Source organism: Macromonas nakdongensis (assembly GCF_002837145.1).
GTDB classification, from domain to species: Bacteria; Pseudomonadota; Gammaproteobacteria; order Burkholderiales; family Burkholderiaceae_C; genus Macromonas_B; species Macromonas_B nakdongensis.
Genome location: NZ_NWMV01000005.1, coordinates 1 through 16,259 on the forward strand (window position 1 = coordinate 1; position 16,259 = coordinate 16,259).

General features: G+C 68.9%; 10 protein-coding genes. 6 read left to right on the plus strand and 4 right to left on the minus strand.

Annotated elements, in window-relative coordinates:
* Positions 1–971: lytic murein transglycosylase B (mltB, locus tag CON77_RS00935; RefSeq protein WP_101046910.1), on the plus strand; the 971-nt coding region annotated here is incomplete at its 5' end.
* Positions 972–1,063: 92 nt separating this feature from the next.
* Here the strand turns inward: mltB and CON77_RS00940 are convergent.
* The 3 genes from CON77_RS00940 to CON77_RS00950 all read right to left on the minus strand — a co-directional run bounded on the left by CON77_RS00940 (position 1,064) and on the right by CON77_RS00950 (position 6,069).
* Positions 1,064–2,023: an alpha-E domain-containing protein gene (locus tag CON77_RS00940; RefSeq protein WP_101046912.1), complete on the minus strand. Its 960-nt coding sequence runs from the start codon at positions 2,021–2,023 to the stop codon at positions 1,064–1,066.
* Between the two features lie 14 nt (positions 2,024–2,037).
* A complete protein-coding gene (locus tag CON77_RS00945) occupies positions 2,038–3,483 on the minus strand; it encodes a circularly permuted type 2 ATP-grasp protein (RefSeq protein WP_101046914.1) in 1,446 nt (481 codons plus the stop codon).
* 126 nt (positions 3,484–3,609) lie between these two features.
* Positions 3,610–6,069 (minus strand): DNA internalization-related competence protein ComEC/Rec2, encoded by a 2,460-nt coding sequence (locus CON77_RS00950; protein ID WP_232788358.1) that lies wholly within the window; start codon positions 6,067–6,069, stop codon positions 3,610–3,612.
* Positions 6,070–6,195: 126 nt separating this feature from the next.
* Between CON77_RS00950 and CON77_RS00955 the strand changes: the two genes are divergently transcribed.
* The 5 genes from CON77_RS00955 (at position 6,196) to CON77_RS00975 (ending at position 15,141) form a co-directional block, all read left to right on the plus strand.
* Positions 6,196–9,711: a transglutaminase family protein gene (locus tag CON77_RS00955; RefSeq protein WP_101046916.1), complete on the plus strand. Its 3,516-nt coding sequence runs from the start codon at positions 6,196–6,198 to the stop codon at positions 9,709–9,711.
* Positions 9,712–9,739: 28 nt separating this feature from the next.
* On the plus strand, positions 9,740–12,310 hold the full coding sequence (locus tag CON77_RS00960; protein ID WP_101046918.1) for a circularly permuted type 2 ATP-grasp protein: 2,571 nt from the start codon (positions 9,740–9,742) through the stop codon (positions 12,308–12,310).
* Positions 12,311–12,315: 5 nt separating this feature from the next.
* Positions 12,316–13,245, plus strand: coding sequence for a transglutaminase family protein (locus CON77_RS00965; protein WP_101046920.1), 930 nt, complete (start codon positions 12,316–12,318; stop codon positions 13,243–13,245).
* Positions 13,246–13,337: 92 nt separating this feature from the next.
* Complete coding sequence (locus CON77_RS00970; protein ID WP_101046922.1) at positions 13,338–13,808, plus strand: RidA family protein; 471 nt, start codon at positions 13,338–13,340, stop codon at positions 13,806–13,808.
* Positions 13,809–13,938: 130 nt separating this feature from the next.
* Positions 13,939–15,141 carry an ammonium transporter gene (locus CON77_RS00975; RefSeq protein WP_101046925.1) on the plus strand — a complete coding sequence of 401 codons (1,203 nt, stop codon included), beginning with the start codon at positions 13,939–13,941 and terminating at the stop codon, positions 15,139–15,141.
* A gap of 41 nt (positions 15,142–15,182) precedes the next feature.
* Here CON77_RS00975 and CON77_RS00980 read toward each other — a convergent pair whose 3' ends face one another.
* Positions 15,183–16,253, minus strand: a complete 1,071-nt coding sequence (locus tag CON77_RS00980) for an amidohydrolase family protein (RefSeq protein ID WP_157826815.1) — start codon at positions 16,251–16,253, stop codon at positions 15,183–15,185.
* Positions 16,254–16,259 lie beyond the last annotated feature (6 nt).

Below are 16,259 nucleotides of genomic sequence, written 5' to 3' on the forward strand. Positions count from 1 at the left end.
GCGGCTACGCCCAGCACGACGCCGCGCGCGCTTTCGCGGCCGAACTCGACCGCAGCCAAGGCTGGGACGACGGATGGGCCAGCCGCTGGATCGCCCAGGCCGAACGCCGCCCCCAGGTGATCAAACTCATGCAGCCCGCGCCCGCGGGCCAAGCCAAGAACTGGACCGCCTACCGCCAGCGCTTCGTCGAACCCAAACGGCTGCAAGCCGGGGCCCGCTTCTGGGCCCAGCACGCCCAGGCCCTGCAACGCGCCGAAGCCCACTACGGCGTGCCGGCCTGGCTGATCGTCGGCATCATCGGCGTGGAAACCCTGTACGGCCAGCACACCGGCACCTTCCGCGTGCTGGACGCGCTCACCACCCTGGCCTTCGACTTCCCGGCCGATCACCCGCGCGCGGCACAGCGCAGCGAATTTTTCCGCAGCGAACTGGCCGCCTTCCTGCAACTGGCGCGCGACAGCGGCGTGTCCCCGCTGGACTGGCGCGGCAGCTACGCCGGCGCCATGGGCCTGCCCCAGTTCATGCCCAGCAACTGGTCGCGCTTCGGGGTGGACTTCGACCGCGACGGCCAGGTCGACCTGCTCGGCAGCCCGGCCGATGCCATCGCCTCCGTCGCCCGCTACCTGCAGGCCTACGGCTGGCAAAGCGGCATGCCCACCCACTACCCGGTGACCTTCGACCCCGGCACGCTGGACCTGGACACCCTGCTGGCCCCAGACATCCTGCCCACCTTCAGCGCGGCCACCCTGCAGGCCAAGGGCGTGCGGCTGGGCGGTGCTGGCACCCAGCACAACGGCCCTCTGGCCCTGGTGGAACTGGAAAACGGCGACCCCGCGCAAGGTGGCGGCCCGCGCAGCTACGTGGCCGGCACCGACAACTTCTACGCCATCACCCGCTACAACTGGAGCAGCTACTACGCGCTGGCCGTGATCGAACTGGGGCAGGCGGTGCAGGCCCGGGTCCAACGCTGAAGAACGGAGCTCGAATTTGCCCCAGATTGGGGCGAAAATCCCAAACCAGGGCGCGCCGCACCGACATCGGCACGGGCGCACCGGATTGGCGATCAGGCCCCCACCGGCACCAGAAAGTTCTGGCTGATGCGGTTGCCCAGCATGTTGACGCGGTCGAGGAACTGCGTCAGGAAGGCGTGCAGGCCGTTGGCCAGGATCTCATCGATGCGGCCGAACTGCAGCTCGGCGCGCAGCTTGCCGGCGTGGCGCTCGGTTTCGGCCGAGGTCTCGTTGCTCACCGCGCTCAGGTTGTTCACCACCTCATTCATGCAGGCCAGCAGGCTGCGCGGCATGTCCGGGCGCAGGATCATCAGCTCGGCCACCCGCTCAGGCGTGATCACCGCACGGTACACCTTGCGGTAGACCTCGAAGGCACTGACGCTGCGCAGGATGGCGCTCCAGTGGTAAAAGTCCAGCTCTTGATCGGCCTCGCTGGCGTTGCCGTAGAAGTCGCTTTCCACCGCGTGGAACTTCACGTCGATCAGGCGCGCCGTGTTGTCGGCCCGCTCCAGGAAGGTGCCCATGCGGTAGAAGTGGAAAGCCTCGTCCTGCAGCATGGTGCCGATGGCCACCCCGCGAGAGAGGTGCGAGCGGAACTTCACCCATTCGAAGAATTCGGAGGGGTCTTTCTCAAAGCCCTTGCTCTTGAGCAGGCGCTGTAGCTCCAGCCAGGTTTGGTTCTGGGTTTCCCAGAACTCGGTGGTCAGCACGCCGCGCACGGCGCGGGCGTTCTCGCGCGCGGCGCGCAGGCACGACACGATACTCGACGGGTTGTTCTCATCGCGCACCATGAAGTGCAGCACATCCTTGGGCGTGACCTCGCCATACTGGTACTGGTAGGCCGGCATCAGCTCGCTGATGCGCAGCAGCCCCTCCCAGCCCACTTGGGCCACACCCGCCGATTGCGGCAGCAGCGAGGTCTGGTAATTCACGTCCAGAATACGGGCGGTGTTTTCGGCGCGCTCGGTGTAGCGCGACATCCAGAACAAATGGTCGGCGGTTCTTGACAGCATTTTGTGTGGTCCCCTCAGGCTTCCAGAATCCAGGTGTCTTTGGTACCCCCACCCTGTGACGAATTGACGACAAGCGAGCCTTCCTTCAAGGCCACGCGGGTCAGCCCGCCGGGCACGGTCTGCACCTTCTTGCCGCTGAGGACGAAGGGGCGCAAATCGATGTGGCGCGGCGCGATGCCAGACTCGACAAATGTGGGGCAGGACGACAGGCTCAGCGTCGGCTGGGCGATGTAGCCGTCGGGCTTGGCCAGCACGGCCTTGCGGAAGTCCTCGATTTCGGCCGCGGTGGCGGCCGGGCCCACCAGCATGCCGTAGCCACCGGCGCCGTGCACCTCCTTCACGACCAGCTCTTTCAGGTTGGCCAGGATGTATTTCAGGTCGTCGGGCTTGCGGCCGAGGAAGGTGGGCACGTTCTTCAGGATCGGTTTTTCGCCGAGGTAGAACTCGATCATCTGCGGCACGTAAGGGTAGATCGACTTGTCGTCGGCCACGCCGGTACCGATGGCGTTGCACAGCGTGACGTTGCCCTTGCGGTAGACGTCGAGCAGACCGGCGCAGCCCAGGGTGGAGGTCGGGCGGAAGGCCAGCGGGTCGAGGAAGTCGTCGTCCACCCGGCGGTAGATCACGTCCACGCGCTTGGGGCCGCGCGTGGTGCGCATGTAGACGAAGTGGTCTTTGACGAACAGGTCCTGGCCTTCGACCAGCTCCACGCCCATCTGCTGCGCCAGGAAGGCGTGCTCGAAATAGGCGCTGTTGTACATGCCGGGGGTCAGGACCACCACGGTCGGCTCGGCGGTGTGCGCCGGGCTGACGGCGCGCAGGGTGTCGAGCAGCAGATCTGGGTAATGCGCCACCGGGGCCACGCGGTTCTGGCTGAACAGCTCGGGGAAGAGCCGCATCATCATCTTGCGGTCTTCCAGCATGTAGCTCACGCCGCTGGGCACGCGCAGGTTGTCTTCCAGCACGTAGTACTCGGCCTCGCCCTGGCCGCCGGGCACGGGGGCGCGCACGATGTCGATGCCGGAGATGTGCGAATACACGCCACCCGGCACGTCCACGCCCACCATCTCGGGGCGGAACTGGGCATTTTGCTCGATCTGCTCGCGCGGCACAATGCCGGCCCTGATGATCTCCTGGTCGTGGTAGATGTCGTGGATGAAGCGGTTGAGCGCCGTGACGCGCTGGGCCAGGCCTTTTTCCATGCTGCGCCATTCGTGCGAGGGAATGACGCGCGGGATCAGGTCGAAGGGGATGAGGCGCTCGGTGCCGGCGCCGTCCTCGTCCTTGTCGCCGTAGACCGCGAAGGTGATGCCGACGCGGCGGAAGATCATTTCGGCTTCTTCGCGCCGATCGGCCATGACCTCGGGCGGCTGTTCGGCCAGCCAGCGGGCGTAGTGGCGGTAGTGGTCGCGCACCTGTTGGGGCGCCGCGTACATTTCATCGAAAGTGTGTTTGCTCATGGATGACTCTGGGGTGTAGGCGCCTGTTTCTGCATGCCGCTTAAGGTCTAGCAAATAGCGGGCCAGCCAATGCCTTGCGCGGGAAGCATCCGCCCCACGGCGAACGGTGCATCGGTTCAGTATGCGTCAGTTTGGGGGCGGCTCCGCGGCCCAACTGTCGTGCCAGTAGCGGTGCTCGACGCGCCGGTGACAGGCCAGCGTCTGCGGCGCCCAGCTGCGCCAGGTGGCGGCTCCGCAGGCGGGGCTGCCGACCCATTCGATGCCACGCGCTTCCAGACGGCGGACCACCACCGGCGCCGGGTGGCCGTAGCGGTTGCGGTGCCCGGCCTGCACGATCGCCAGGCGGGGGCGCAGGGTGTTGAGCCAGACCGGCCCGCTGGAGCTGTGGCTGCCGTGGTGCGCCACCACCAGCAGCGCGGCCCGCAGCTCCGGCTGCGCCAGGGCCAGCCGGGTTTCTTCGGCGATCCCGATGTCGCCGGTGAGCAGCGCGCCCGCCTCCCCGCCGACGCGCAAGACACACGACAGGGCGTTGTCGGACAGCCCGGCGGCGTAGTCGGCCTCGCGCGGGTGCAGCACCTCGAAGCGCACACCGTCCCAGTCCCAGGACTGGCCGGCGACGCAGCGCTCCAGCCGCGGGACCCCGACCGACAGCGTCAGCGGCGCACCCGCCACCTCGGCCAGCGCCGCCTCGTCCACCGACGACGACCACTGCGCACGCGGAAAGGCCCGGTCCAGGGTGTGCACGCCGGCCGCGTGGTCGATGTCGCCGTGGCTGATGACGACGCGGTCCGGCCGGTCGCCCAGAGCCCGCAGCCAGGGCAGCAGCACCCGCTCGGCCGCGTCGCTGGCCCCCTGCGGCGGGCCGGTGTCGAACAGCAGGGTGTGCTGGGCGGTGCGCACGACGACGGCCGTGCCCTGCCCCACGTCGGGCGCCAGCAGCTCGAAGTGCCCGGGCAGGGGCCGCAGCGGCGTGTAGGCCAGGGCCGGCCACAGCAAGAGCAGCGCCCAGGCCCGCCAGCTCCAGGGCAGGCGCAACACCAACAACACCCCGCCAAGCGCCGCCAACCACGCCAGACCAAGCGGAAGCGCCGGGCGCTCGACCGCGGCCAGGGGCCACTGGGCCATGCCGTGCAGGCACCACAACCAGGCCTCCACCGCCAGCGCGCCCAGCGACCACAGGCCGGGCAACAGCGTCCCCAGCATCGCCAGGGGCGTGACGAGCAGCGTGACCCAGGGGATGGCGAACAGGTTGGCCACCAGCCCCACCAGGGAAAACTGGCCGAACAGCAGCAGCGTCAGGGGCGCCAGGGCCACGGTCACCACCGCCTGGGTGCGCAGCAGGTCGCGCAGCTGGCCGCGCCAGGCGGGTCCGTCGGCCACGGGCACGGCCGGCCCGAACGAGGCGAACAGCACCCCCACCGCCACGAAGCTCAACCAGAAGCCCGGCTGCAGCAGGGCCCAAGGATCGACCCAGAGCACCGCGTTCGCCGCCAGCAGCCAGACCATGGGCCAGGGCCAGCGCCGACCGGTCAGGCGCAAGGCGGTGACGGCGGCGAGCATCAGCACCGTGCGCTGTGACGGCACCCCCCAGCCGGAAAACGCCGCATACCCCGCGGCCAAGGCCACTCCACCCAGACCCGCCGCCACCGGCGTGGGCACGCGCAGCAGCAGACCCGGCCGGTAACGTCCCACGCCGCGCCACACGCGCCCGAGCAAGCGCACGGCCAGCCAGGCGAACATCGTCACGTGCAGGCCCGACACCGACACCAGGTGCGCCACCCCGGTGCTGCGGAAGACGGCCCAGTCGTCGGCCCCGATCGCGGCTTGGTCCCCCACCACCAGGGCCACCAGCACCCCGGCTGCGCGCGGCGACGGCACTGCGGCCTGCAAACGCTCGCGCACGTGTTGGCGCGCCTGCTGAATCGGGTGGGCCCAGGTCTGCGCCAGCCGCTGCGGTGCTAGCGCAGCGCGCCCCCGGCGCACGTGCCCAGTGGCATGCAGGCCACGCTCCCACATCCACAACTCGGTGTCGAAGCCGGCCGGGTTGGACAGGCCGTGCGGCCGGTGCAGACGCACGGTGAAGCGCCAACGCTCGCCCACGCGGACCGGATGCGCCAGCGGCTCCGCCCCGCGATCTGCCCCCGGAAAAGCGCTGGACCACGACAGGCGCACCCGCTCGGGCGCGGCCACCGCCACCCCGGCCTCCTCGGCGGATTCGATGTCGAACTCGAACTGCACCCCCTGCTCGCCCTGGCGCGGCAGGCCGGCCACCACCCCCACCACCGCCAAGTCGCGGCCTTCCAGGTGGGGCGGCAGGCCGGCGGCACGGTGCTGCAGCGCCCGCACCCCGGTCACTGCCCAGGCCAGGGCCGCCGCGGCGCACAGGGCCAGCAGCGCGCACAGCCAGGGCCGCCCAGACGGGCGCCAATGCCACACACACCCAGCCAGTAACATCGCGGCCAAACCCACGGCGCCGTGCACGGCGACCCCAGGCAACTCGGGCTGCTGCAATTGCAAGCCCGTGCCCCACACCGCCCCCAGCAGGGCCGGCGCCAGCACCCCCGGCCCCGAACTCCGCGGCGGCACGGTTCAGCCCCGCGTTGACACAAAAACTGGCGCAGTCCTTGCTAGGATGAACCCGTACACCGCTGTCTTCGCACGGTTGTGCTTGTGCATCTGATTTCCTCCCCTCGCTCGCTCTGAAAGACCCACATGGCCATCCATGTCGCATTGAATCACATCACGCATTACCGGTACGACCGCCTCGTCAACCTGGCCCCGCATGTGGTGCGTCTGCGTCCGGCGCCGCACAGCCGCACCAAGGTGCTGTCGTACTCGCAGCGCGTCGAGCCGAGCCAACACTTCATCAACTGGCAGCAAGACCCGTTTGCCAACTACCAGGCTCGGCTGGTGTTCCCCGAGCCCATGCGCGAATTCAAGGTCACGGTGGACCTGGTCGTCGAAATGGCGGTGCACAACCCCTTCGACTTTTTCCTGGAACCCTACGCCGAGGCGGTGCCTTTCGCCTACCCCGAAGGCCTGCAGGCCGAACTGGCCCCCTACCTGGTGCTGGACGAACTCACGCCGCAACTCAACGCCTACCTGGAGCCCGCCCGCGCCCTGCTCGCCAAAGGCGACATGCGCACCATCGACTTCCTGGTCACGCTCAACCAGCAACTGCAGCAGGACATCGCCTACACCATCCGCATGGAACCCGGCGTGCAGACCCCGGAAGAAACGCTGACCAAAGCCAGCGGTTCCTGCCGCGACACCGGCTGGCTGCTGGTGCAGATGCTGCGCCACCTGGGTCTGGCGGCACGCTTCGTCTCGGGCTACCTGATCCAGCTCACACCCGATGTCAAAGCCATCGACGGCCCCAGCGGCCCCGAGGCCGACTTCACCGACCTGCACGCCTGGTGCGAGGTCTTCCTGCCCGGCGCCGGCTGGATCGGCCTGGACCCGACCTCCGGCCTGCTCGCCGGTGAAGGCCACATCCCGCTGGCTTGCACGCCACAGCCCTCCAGCGCCGCGCCCATCGACGGTGCGCTGGACGAGTGCGAGGTGTCGTTCGAGCACCACATGCAGGTCACGCGCATCTACGAAAGCCCGCGCGTCACCAAACCCTACACCGACGAGCAGTGGGCCGCCATCCAGGCCCTGGGCGAACAGGTGGACCAGGAACTGGTGGCCGGCGACGTGCGCCTGACCATGGGCGGCGAACCCACCTACGTGGCCACGCGCGACCGCGACGCGGCCGAATGGAACACCGACGCCCTGGGCCCGACCAAGCGCAACTACGCCACCGAGCTGCTGCACCGCCTGCGCCAGCAGTACGGCGCCGGCGGCTTCGTGCACCTGGGCCAGGGCAAGTGGTACCCCGGCGAGCAACTGCCGCGCTGGGCGCTGTCGCTGTTCTGGCGCGCCGACGGCCAAACCGTCTGGCACAACCCGGCCCTGTTTGCCGACGAACGCGACACCGCCGCCTACACCGCCGACGACGCGCAACGCTTCATCCAGACCCTGGCGCGCAAACTGGGCCTGAGCACCCAGTACATCACCCCGGGTTACGAGGACACCTGGTACTACCTGTGGCGCGAGCGCAAGCTGCCGGTGAACGTGGACCCCTTCGATGCCAAGCTCGGTGACGAACTGGAGCGGGTGCGCCTGCGTCGCGTTTTCGGCCAGGGGCTGGAGGCCACGGTGGGCTACGTGCTGCCGCTGCAGGCACACGCCGTGTCCAACGGCAACCACAAGGGAGTGCGCAACGGTTTCGGCACCAGCTGGAGCACCGGCCCCTGGTTCTTCCGCGACGAGCGCATGTACCTGGTGCCCGGCGACTCGCCCATGGGCTACCGCCTGCCACTGGACTCGCTGCCCTGGGTCTCGGCCACCGACTACCCCTACCACATCGAGCAGGACCCCAGCGCCCAGCGCGACGCCCTGCCCGACGGCGCCACCTTCAAACGCCAGTACGCCCCGCACCAGATCGGCGGCGGCTTCGCCGAAGGCGGCGTGGTGTCCATGCAAAGCGCGCCGTATGGCAGCACCGACGACGGCACCCCGGCCTGGCAAGGCGACCCCGCCGGCCTGGGCGTACCCGGCGCGGCCCCAGCCCAACCGATGAGCGCGCGCTACCCCGCCCGCGGCGAATCGGCCGGCTGGCTGACGCGCACCGCCCTGTGCGTGGAAGCGCGCGACCCACAACGCGCCAACGGCCCCAAGGCCGAAACCAGCATCGGCGGCCGCAGCAGCCACCTCTACGTCTTCATGCCGCCGCTGCAGCGCCTGGAAGACTACCTCGACCTGCTCGCCGCGGTGGAAGCCACGGCCGAAAAACTCGGCGTGAAAATCGTGCTCGAAGGCTACCCGCCGCCACGCGACCCGCGCCTGAAGATGCTGCAGGTCACCCCCGACCCGGGCGTGATCGAAGTCAACATCCACCCCGCGCACAGCTGGGCCGAACTGGTGGAGCACACCGAGTTCCTGTACGACGCCGCGCACCAGACCCACCTGTGCGCCGAGAAGTTCATGACCGATGGCCGCCACACCGGCACCGGCGGCGGCAACCACTTCGTCATGGGCGGCGCCACCCCGGCCGACTCGCCCTTCCTGCGCAAGCCCGAGCTGCTGGCCAGCCTGATTGCTTACTGGCACAACCACCCGAGCTTGAGCTACCTGTTCAGCGGCCTGTTCATCGGCCCCACCAGCCAGGCGCCGCGCGTGGACGAAGCCCGCAACGACCAGCTCTACGAACTGGAAATCGCGCTCAACCAGATCGAGAGAAACCGCCAGGTCTACGGCGCCGACATGCCGCCCTGGATGGTGGACCGCACCCTGCGCAACATCCTGGTGGACGTGACCGGCAACACGCACCGCAGCGAGTTCTGCATCGACAAACTCTATTCGCCCGACTCCTCAACCGGCCGTCTGGGCCTGCTGGAGCTGCGCGCCTTCGAGATGCCGCCTCACGCCCGCATGAGCGTGGCCCAGCAGCTGCTGCTGCGCGCCCTGGTGGCCCGCTTTTGGCAACAGCCCTGGCACGGCAAGCTCAGCCGCTGGGGCACCGAACTGCACGACCGCTTCCTGCTGCCGAGCTTCGTGCGCATGGACTTCGACGACGTGCTCGACGACCTGGCCCAACACGGCTACGCCTTCGACAAGCGCTGGTTCGACCCGCACTTCGAATTCCGCTTCCCGCTCATCGGGCAGGTGGCGGCCAAGGGCATCGAGCTGACCCTGCGCAACGCGCTAGAACCCTGGCACGTCATGGGCGAGGAAGGCGCTGCCGGCGGCACCGTGCGTTTCGTCGATTCCTCGCTGGAGCGCCTGGAGGTGCGCGTCAGCGGCTACAACGACAGCCGTTACGTCATCACCGTCAACGGCCGCGCGCTGCCGCTGCAAAACACCGGCACCGTGGGCGACTTCGTGGCCGGGGTGCGCTACAAGGCCTGGAACCCGCCGTCCAGCCTGCACCCGACCATCGGCGTGCACGCCCCGCTGACCTTCGACATCGTCGACACCTGGATGAACCGTTCCCTGGGTGGCTGCCAGTACCACGTGGCGCATCCGGGCGGGCGCAACTACGACACCTTCCCCGTCAACGCCTACGAAGCCGAAAGCCGCCGCCTGGCGCGCTTCTTCCAGATGGGCCACACCCCGGGGCAGATGCACGCCAGCGCCGCCCAACCGAGTCGGGAATTCCCCTTCACGTTGGACCTGAGGCAATGAGGCCGGGTTTTCGGCATACTCCCACCCAGTGACCGAACGCCCCAACCCCGAATCCACCGACGACACCAGCGCCGCTGCCCTGGCGGCCGCGCTCGCCCTGGCGGTGCCGGCGGGGCATTTCGACGAGCTGCGCCCCGGCGAAGGCGCCCAGCGCGCCCTCGCGCCGCACTGGACGCAGTTCTTCGACCTGCTGGGCTTCGAAGGCTTCGGCGACCTCAACCGCCGCCAGCAGGGCCTGGACCAGCAACTGCGCGACAACGGCGTGACCTACAACGTCTATGCCGACGAGCACAGCCAGCAACGCCCCTGGTCGCTGGACCTGTTCCCGATGATCGTCAGCCCGGAGGACTGGGCCCAGATCGAGGCCGGGGTGCTGCAGCGCACGCGCCTGCTCAACGCCGTCATGACCGACATCTACGGCCCGCGCGACCTGCTGCGCAGGGGCCTGCTGCCCACCGCCCTGGTGCAGGGCCACCCCGGCTACCTGCGCGCCATGGATGGCGTGCGGCCCGCCGGCGACACCTGGCTGCACATCGCCGCCTTCGACCTGGCCCACGGCCCGGACGGGCGCTGGTGGGTCGTCTCGCACCGCACCCAGGCGCCGTCGGGCCTGGGCTACCTGCTGGAAAACCGCATCGCCATCGGCCGGCAGTTCCCCAAGGCCTTTGCCGACATGCGGGTGCAGCGCCTCGCCGCCAGCTACAAGGCCTGGATGCAGGGCCTGCAGAGCTTGGCGCCGCAGGGTGCACAGGCGCGCATCGCCCTGCTCACCCCTGGCCCCTACAACGAAACCTATTTCGAACACGCCTACCTGGCGCGCTACCTCGGCCTGAACCTGGTCGAAGGCAGCGACCTGACCGTGCGCGACCAACGCCTCTTCCTCAAGACCCTGCACGGGCTGGAGCCGGTGGACGTGCTCATCAAACGGCTGGACGACCAGTGGCTGGACCCGCTGGAGCTGCGCGCCGACTCGGCCCTGGGCGTGCCCGGACTGATGCAGGCGGTGCGCGCCGGCAACCTGCTGCTGGCCAACGCGCCCGGTTCTGCGCCGCTGGAATCCAGCGCCATGCTCGGCTTTCTGCCCGCCATCAGCGAACAGCTGCTGGGCGAGCCGCTGGCCCTGCCCTCGCTGGCCACCTGGTGGTGTGGCGAAGCGGCCAGCCTCCAAGGCGCCCTGCCCATGCTCAAGCACGGTGTGGTCAAGAGCACCTACCCCAGCCCCGGCAGCGAAGCGGTCATCGGCCCCAGTCTCACCGCCTCGGGCATCGACCAACTCACCGGGCGCATCGTGCGCCACCCCGACGAGCACACCCTGCAGGCCTACCTGCCGCTGTCGCAAAACCCGACCTGGCGCGGCGGCGACATCGCGCCGCGCCCCGCCATGCTGCGCGTGTTCGCGCTGGCCGACGGGCCGCAGTCCTGGCGCGTGCTGCCCGGTGGCATGGTGCGCCTGGCGCCGCGCGGGCAGCAGATCGCCTCCATGCAACGTGGCGGCAGCAGCGCCGACTGCTGGGTGCTCACCCACGGCGAGGTCGACCGCACCAGCCTGTTGCACAGCGCGCCCAGCACCCTGAGTGTGGCGCTGCAAAAGCGCCCGATCACCAGCCGCTCCGCCGAAAACCTGTTCTGGCTGGGCCGCTACACCGAACGCGCCGACAACACGGTGCGCCTGGCCCGCATCGCCCTGCGCTGCCTGCAGGGCGAAGAACAGGGCTCGCCCGAGCTGCTGGCCTGGCTGTCGGCCTGCGCCAAGTACAACGGCCTGCTGCTGACCGACGTGCCCAACGCCCAGCAGGCGCCGCGCGTGTTCGAACGCTCGCTCATCGCCCAGTTGGGCGCCGATTCGGGCGCGCACAGCGTCGGCTACAACCTGCGCAACCTGCGCTTGGCCGCCAGCAATGTGCGCGAACGCCTGTCGCAAGAGCAGCGCAACCTGATCGAGCGGGTGGAGAGCGAATTCGCCGCACAGCACCAAAGCCTGAGCGCCGACGCCGACTACGCCAGCCAGGACGCGCTCGACGCCCTCGAAGAAGCCAGCGAATGGCTGGCCGGCATCACAGGTGCGCAAACCGACCGCATGATGCGCGACGACGGCTGGCGCATGCTCAGCATCGGACGTCACATCGAACGCCTGAGCACCCTGGCGCACGCCCTGGCCGCGGCCCTGGAAACCGGCGCCGCCTTCGAGGACAGCGGCTACGAGACCGTGCTGGCCCTGTTCGACAGCACCATCACCTTCCACGCCCACTACCAGCAGCGGCGCGACCTGGTGGCCCTGCTCGACATGCTGGTCACGCACAAGGACAACCCGCGTTCGCTGGCCTGGGTGCTGTCCACCCTGCGCAGCCGTGTGGCCAAACTGCCCAGCGCCAACGGCCAGCCCGCGACCACGCTGCTGCACGACATCCCCGCCCCCGGCGCCTGGGACCTGATCGCCCTCAGCGGCGCCATGGCCGGCCCGGCCAGCCAGCAAAGCACCCACCTGGCGCTGCTGGAGCTGCTGCAGTCCTGCGGCCAGGCCGCCAACGACCTGTCCGATCGGCTCGGCCACGCCTACTTCAGCCACGCCGACCGGGTCAACCGCAGCCTCGTCACCTGAGCCCCATGCTGCTGCACGTTCGACACCACACCCAGTACCGCTACCAGAGCCAGGTGGTGCTGGCCCAGCACATGGCCTACCTGCGCCCGCGCGACCTGCCCAGCCAGCGCCTGGAGGCGCACCGGCTCCACATCGCCCCCCAGCCCATGCTGCGCGAGGACCGCCCCGACGCCTTCGGCAACTGGCGCACTTTTTTCGCGCTGCAAAGCCCGCACGACGCGCTCGACGTGACGGCCGACAGCGTGGTCCTCACCCTGGCCCCCGGCGAACTGCCCGACAGCCCGCCCTGGCCCGGCGTGCGCGACCGCCTGCAATACCATGCCCAGGCCCCCTACGAGCCGGCCAGCGAATACGTCTTTCCCTCGCCCTACATCCCCCGGCACGAAGCCCTGGCCGACTATGCCCGCCCGGTGTTTGGCCCGCAACGGCCCTTCCTCGACGCTTGCCAGGACCTCATGGCCCGCATCCACGAAGACTTCACCTACGAAACCGCCAGCACCGACGTGCACACCCCCGTGCTCGAAGCCCTGGCCCAGCGCAAGGGTGTTTGCCAGGACTTTGCCCACCTGATGATCGGCTGCCTGCGCAGCCTGGGCCTGCCGGCGCGCTACGTCAGCGGCTACCTGCTGACCCAGCCGCCGCCCGGCCAGCCACGGCTGATCGGGGCCGACGCCTCGCACGCCTGGGTCTCGGTCCCGTTCGACGGCGCCTGGCACGACTTCGACCCCACCAACCACCGCAGCGGCACCCACTCCCCCGGGGCCGATTACGTCACCCTGGCCCTGGGCCGCGACTTCGGCGACGTCTCGCCGCTGCGCGGCGTCATCCAGGGCGGCGGCAGCCACGTGCTGAAAGTGGCCGTCACCGTCGCGCCCGAAGCCGAATTCAGCGCCCTCAGCGCCGCCGACGGCATCACTGCCGCGGCAGGCGCATGAATTCGGCTGATGCCAACCGCCACGCCCGGCCCCCTGCATAGAATGCCCCCACGGCGGCCCCATCGGGCCGCGGCCTTTTCTGGAGAACCCGCGTGAGCGTTTACGACACCCTCAAGTCCCTGAACATCGAACTGCCCCCTGTGGCCGTGCCCGCCGCCGCCTACGTGCCTTTCGTACAGACCGGCAAGCTGGTGCTGCTCAGCGGCCACATCGCCAAGCAGGACGGCAAACCCTGGGTCGGCCAGGTGGGCCTGACCATGGGCACCGACGAAGCGAAAGCCGCCGCGCGCGCCGTGGCCGTGGACCTGATGGGCACGCTGCACGCCGCCTGCGTGGCGGCCGGCACCGACCTCAACGGCGTCAAGCGCATCGTCAAGGTGCTCAGCCTGGTCAACTCCACCAGCAGCTACACCGAACAGCACCTGGTCACCAACGGCTGCTCCGAACTGCTGGGTCAGGTCTTCGGCCCACAGGTGGGCGCGCACGCCCGCAGTGCGTTCGGCGTGGCGCAACTGCCGCTGGGCGCGTGCGTGGAAATCGAGCTGATGGCCGAACTGGCCTGACATCGGGGGAAAATCTGCCATATTTGGTGCATCACGCATCAGATTGGCGCGCTTCCTGCTTGTCTTTGGTGCCCCGGGTATCGCAACCCGGGCATGCATCAAAAAAGTACCTCACGCACAAAAGACAAGCATGGAAGCACCAACTCAGGGCGTCAACGCCCTTTTCATCCTTCTGGGCGGCATCATGGTCTTGGCCATGCACGCCGGTTTCGCGTTTCTGGAACTGGGCACGGTCCGCCAGAAGAACCAGGTCAACGCTCTGGTCAAGATCCTGGTGGACTTCTCTGTGTCCACCGTGGTGTACTTCGCTGTCGGCTACGGCGTGGCCTACGGCACCCACTTTTTCACCGGCGCCGAAGCCCTGGCCCAGAAGAACGGCTACGAACTGGTCAAGTTCTTCTTCCTGCTGACCTTCGCCGCCGCCATCCCGGCCATCATCTCAGGTGGCATCGCCGAGCGCTCCAAGTTCTGGCCGCAGCTCATCGCCACCGCGGTCATCGTCGGTTTCGTTTACCCGTTTTTCGAGGGCATCGTCTGGAACGGCCACTTTGGTGTGCAGGACTGGATCCAGTCCCTCACCGGCGCCGCCTTCCACGACTTCGCCGGCTCGGTGGTGGTGCACGCCGTGGGCGGCTGGCTGGCCCTGGGGGCGGTGGTGCTGCTGGGCGCCCGCTCCAACCGCTACCGCAAGGACGGCGCGGTCAGCGGCCACCCGCCCTCCAACATCCCCTTCCTGGCATTGGGCTCGTGGATCCTGATCGTCGGCTGGTTCGGCTTCAACGTGATGAGCGCGCAGACCGTGGACAAGATCTCGGGCCTGGTCGCGGTGAACTCGCTGATGGCCATGGTCGGCGGCACGCTGGCGGCGGTGGTGGCCGGCAAAAACGACCCCGGCTTCGTGCACAACGGCCCACTGGCCGGCCTGGTGGCGGTGTGCGCCGGCTCCGACCTGATGCACCCCTTGGGCGCGCTGGTGGTGGGTGCGGTGGCGGGCGCACTATTCGTGACCCTGTTCACCCTGACCCAGACCAAATGGAAGATCGACGACGTGCTGGGCGTGTGGCCGCTGCACGGCCTGTGCGGCGCCTGGGGCGGCATCGCGGCCGGCATTTTCGGCCAGCAGGCACTGGGCGGCCTGGGTGGCGTCAGTTTCGGTGCCCAGTTGCTGGGCACGGGCCTGGGCGTGGCATGGGCCCTGGCCTGCGGCTTTGCGGTGTACGGCTTGCTCAAAGCCACCGTCGGCCTGCGCCTGAGCCAGGAAGAAGAGTATGAAGGCGCCGACCTGTCGCTGCACCGCATCCGCGCCACGCCAGAGCGCGAATCGAACTGGTGACACGCGCACGCTGGGCCCCAGCCTGGGGCCCAGCACGCCCATCAAGGGGCCGTCAGCGGGGGCAGTTGGTACAACCGGATCGCGTTGCCGTGGGCGACGGCCTGGGCCACCGGTGGCGGCAAGGCGTCGATGAAGCTGCGCAAGGCGCGCAGCCCCTGGTTGGAGCCCGGCTCCAACCCACCCCGTGCCACGCCGTCGCGGTCGTAGAACGAGTCGCTGCCCAGCAGGAAACGGTCGGCAAACTCCGTCACCAGCGCCATCCACGCCGGTTTGATCTGGCCATCCGGCCCCAGGGCAGCGGCCGGGCTGGCGTGGCCGCGGTTCAGGCGGAAACTCATGTACAGGTTGGGAAACGCCTTCAGCCACTCGCGCACGCGCTGAGGCTGGCGCGTCAACAGGGGCTCGAACCCCACGTGAGACCACACGAAACGCGTTTTCGGGTTGTGCTGCAGCAATCGCTTGAAAGCCTCGGCGTTGGCGGGCAAGGTGTCTGGGTTGAGCGGATTGGGCCGCAACGCCGCGGGCAGGGGCATGTCCTCGGGCACCAGGTCCATGTGCAGGTCGATGGGCACGCCGCGCTCTGCCGCCAGATCGGCCATCAGCAACAGCAGCGGGTGGTCGGCCTGTATGAACTCGTAGGCGTGCTGCGACCCCATGGCGGGAATAGACACGTGGTGGATGGCGATTTCGCCCAAGCCCACCGCACCTTGGTCGAGGATGGCCTTGACCCTGGCCGCAAAACGGGCTTTCACCGCCTCGGTCACGTCTTGCGGCGCGACGCTGTGGATCATCACGTTCAGAGAGCTGCCCCCCAGCAAGGCGACCCGGCCCGGGGCGTCTTTCAGCGCGAACTGCAGGTCCTCGATGTCGTGGTACATCGGCCCCTGCTCCTGGGGCAAAGGCGGTGGCATCAGCAACATGCGGGCGATACCGACCCGGTCCATTTCGCGCAACGCGGCTTTCAGGCCCGCGACAAAATTGCGGTCTTTGCCGGCCTGGAAGTGGCTGTGGGTGTCCACCATCGGCACCCCGGGCGCCCCTTGCGCCGCCGCGCCGTTGCCCAGGGCACACAGGGCCCACACCGCACATGCGCACACGCTCCGTTGGAACATCGTCAT

Excerpts from the sequence above, each read along its gene's own strand:
- CON77_RS00980 (WP_157826815.1), bottom strand. The coding sequence starts at position 16,253 with ATGTTCCAACGGAGCGTGTGCGCATGTGCGGTGTGGGCCCTGTGTGCC.
- CON77_RS00945 (WP_101046914.1), bottom strand. The coding sequence starts at position 3,483 with ATGAGCAAACACACTTTCGATGAAATGTACGCGGCGCCCCAACAGGTG.
- CON77_RS00955 (WP_101046916.1), top strand. The coding sequence starts at position 6,196 with ATGGCCATCCATGTCGCATTGAATCACATCACGCATTACCGGTACGAC.
- CON77_RS00975 (WP_101046925.1), top strand. The coding sequence starts at position 13,939 with ATGGAAGCACCAACTCAGGGCGTCAACGCCCTTTTCATCCTTCTGGGC.
- CON77_RS00965 (WP_101046920.1), top strand. The coding sequence starts at position 12,316 with ATGCTGCTGCACGTTCGACACCACACCCAGTACCGCTACCAGAGCCAG.
- CON77_RS00940 (WP_101046912.1), bottom strand. The coding sequence starts at position 2,023 with ATGCTGTCAAGAACCGCCGACCATTTGTTCTGGATGTCGCGCTACACC.